Source organism: Paenibacillus sp. 01T422, assembly GCF_056398785.1.
Window position 1 is genome coordinate 1 of the sequence record NZ_JBFTQB010000865.1, and the last position, 2,777, is coordinate 2,777.

The following is a 2,777-nucleotide window of genomic DNA, read 5'->3' on the forward strand; positions in this document are numbered from 1 at the left end:
AAAAAATACAGATCAATTATTCCTCTTGAAGGTGATGTAATGTCCGTACCGGATGATTCTAATGAATACAAGAAGAAGCTGTGTCACCTGTATAACGAGATATCCAAAGAGTTATTCGGTTTTGGTACAACATTGCTGAAGGTTTCCTTGGATCAGAATATCATTACGTTTCATGCTAAGCATCGTCGGTCGCCCCGCTCAACGGCATTAGAAGGAGAGGCTCCTACTTTAAAACACGAGGTCGATTTTTACATGTCCTCGATTTACAAGAAGAGAATCCGGGAAAAGCTGGAGCAAGAACTCGGGTTATCTATGGATGCGGTGTTAAGAGACTATGATCCACCGACACAATGGGCCATAACGAATATTATTCTTAAACCAACTAAATAGTCTAGACCACGGTGTATCTCTTTTGATCTATCTTAAGAGCTTACCCGCTCGTATATCACTTGATGTCTCTTTCCATTGTTTACGATGAAAAGTGCTCTTGTTAGAAGCTATCTTCTATCAAGGGCACTTTTCTATTTTTTTTCGTCTTAGCAAGAGCACGGCATATATTTGTGAGCCCGTGTAGAATACTAGTAAAAATTTAACAAAGGGATTTTGCGCTACAAATTATATATATGATATTGGGAGGATGTTAAAGATGAAACAAAAAATGCTTCGTGGTTTGATTTCTTTATCCGTAGTAGGACTGGCCTTGACGGGATGTGGTACCGCACCCGCGAAAGATCAGGGGAATACAGGTGCAGCAACAGCTTCGCCAGCGGGAGCATCAAAAGGAGAACCTACGCAACTGGTTATTTCCACTTGGGGTTTTTCAGATGATTTCTTTAAGAAAGAAGTTTATGCACCTTTTGAGAAAGAGCATAATGTGAAGATTGTTTTGGAAATCGGCAATAACTCCGAACGTTTAAACAAGGTGAAACAAGGCAGTTCAAAAGTGGATCTTATGTATTTATCCGATTACTATGCACAACAAGGTATTGAAGCAGGATTGTTCGAAAAAATCGACCGCACGCGTATTCCGAATTTAAAAGATATCTACGATATTGCTAAGGCACCGCTGGGTGAAGATTACGGTCCAGCCTATACGATTGGCCGATTCGGAATTGCCTATAACCCGAAAGCAGTCGGTAAAGAGATCAAATCGTGGAGCGACCTGTGGAGTCCTGAACTCTCCAAGAAGCTGACACTGCCAAACATTACATCTACTACAGGTCCAATGGTTCTAGATGCAGCATCACTAGTATCAGGAAATGCGAAGTTCAATGAGGATCAAGCTTTTACAAAGGTTAAAGAGATCAATAAAGGAGTCGTCAAGTATTATGGACAAACTTCTGAATTCGTCAATATGTTCGCGCAAGGAGAAATTGCTGCTGGTCCCATCATGGAGATGTATGTGAAGGATTTGAAAGCAGCAGTGCCTGATACGAAGTTCATTTCCCCGCAAGAAGGGGCATATGCCGTAATGAATACGGTCAACGTCATTAAAGGAAGCAAAAATAAGCAGCTTGCGGAAGATTTCATCAACTGGCATTTGAGCAAAGAAGTACAAGAGAAATCCGCAAAGGCAAAGGTAGATTCACCAGTAAACACTACGCTGCAACTCTCTGCTGATGAAGCACAAGGAATTACTTACGGCGCTGATGTTGTAAATAAGCTGATCAAGATGGATATGAAATTCGTGAATGAGCATCTTAAATCGTGGATTGACCGTTGGAACAAGGAAGTTGCTCAATAATATATAATCGGACAAAGGTATATGATTGTGTGTATACCTTTGTTTTCTTAAAAAGACTTGAAGGGGGCTTGGTGATGAAAAAGAAGGTCATCCTCGACGTGGATACTGGGATAGATGATGCACTGGGAATCCTGCTTGCCATACGTAGCGGAGAAATGGACGTGCTAGGCATCACGACGGTGAATGGAAACGTTTCGTTGGATCAAGCGACTAAGAATACATGCAAGATTCTTCAACTTCTTGAGATGGAGAATGAGATTCGTGTCATACAAGGTGCGAACAAACCTTTGATGCGCCCAACTTTCTTTGAGCATCGCGTCCATGGCAAGGATGGGCTTGGCGGGGCTTTACTCGACATGCCGGTTCATGTGAAGGCAGCCGACGGGCACGCAGTTGATTTCATCGTTGATCAAGTGAAACAGCATGCCGGAGAGGTCACTTTGGTTATGACGGCTCCACTGACAAACCTAGCTTTGGCCGTTATGAAGTACCCTGAGCTGGTTCATCAAGTGAAAGAAGTGATTGTGATGGGAGGCGTCGTGCAAGGCTTCGGCAATGTGACACCTACAGCGGAGTTCAACATGTATGTCGATCCGGAAGCGGCCAAAATCGTGTTCCAGGCGGGTTTTCCAAACTTAACACTCGTAGGGTTGGATGTAACAAGGAAAGCGTTGCTGACAGATGAGCATATCCAAGCACTCGGAGATTCGCCTATAGCCCGGTATGTGAAGGAGAGTACATCGGAATATATGGAACGTTACTATGAACGTAATGGCGTTAGAGCCTGTGCGCTTCATGATCCACTTGCTGTCGGAGTAGCTCTAAATAAACAGCTGGTCACTACGCGCGAGTACTATGTTGATGTAGAAACCAAGAGTGAGCTATGCGATGGGCATACAGTATGCGATTTTCAGAATCGCTTGTCCAAAGAGGCCAACGTGCAGGTATGTACCGAGGTTGCGTCTGACGAATTTCTACAACTTTTTATCCGCACGTTACGTGCATAGCGAACCCAGGAACAGGAGTATAGATG

General features: G+C 43.6%; 3 protein-coding genes. All 3 read left to right on the forward strand.

The window, feature by feature from the left end:
- Positions 1-39: 39 nt before the first annotated feature.
- The 3 genes from AC1DUA_RS32595 (at position 40) to AC1DUA_RS32605 (ending at position 2,751) form a co-directional block, all read left to right on the forward strand.
- Complete coding sequence (locus AC1DUA_RS32595) at positions 40-390, forward strand: DUF2294 domain-containing protein (RefSeq protein ID WP_127456545.1); 351 nt, start codon at positions 40-42, stop codon at positions 388-390.
- A 256-nt stretch (positions 391-646) separates the two neighbouring features.
- The gene (locus AC1DUA_RS32600) at positions 647-1,744 is read left to right on the forward strand and encodes an ABC transporter substrate-binding protein (protein WP_477503682.1); all 1,098 of its coding nucleotides are present in this window, start codon (positions 647-649) and stop codon (positions 1,742-1,744) included.
- 74 nt (positions 1,745-1,818) lie between these two features.
- Entirely contained in the window at positions 1,819-2,751 is a 933-nt protein-coding gene (locus AC1DUA_RS32605; protein WP_477503683.1) for a nucleoside hydrolase, read from the forward strand.
- Positions 2,752-2,777 lie beyond the last annotated feature (26 nt).

Bases quoted from the DNA above. Each gene is read 5' to 3' on its own strand.
- AC1DUA_RS32600 (WP_477503682.1), top strand. From the start codon at position 647: ATGAAACAAAAAATGCTTCGTGGTTTGATTTCTTTATCCGTAGTAGGA.
- AC1DUA_RS32595 (WP_127456545.1), top strand. From the start codon at position 40: ATGTCCGTACCGGATGATTCTAATGAATACAAGAAGAAGCTGTGTCAC.
- AC1DUA_RS32605 (WP_477503683.1), top strand. From the start codon at position 1,819: ATGAAAAAGAAGGTCATCCTCGACGTGGATACTGGGATAGATGATGCA.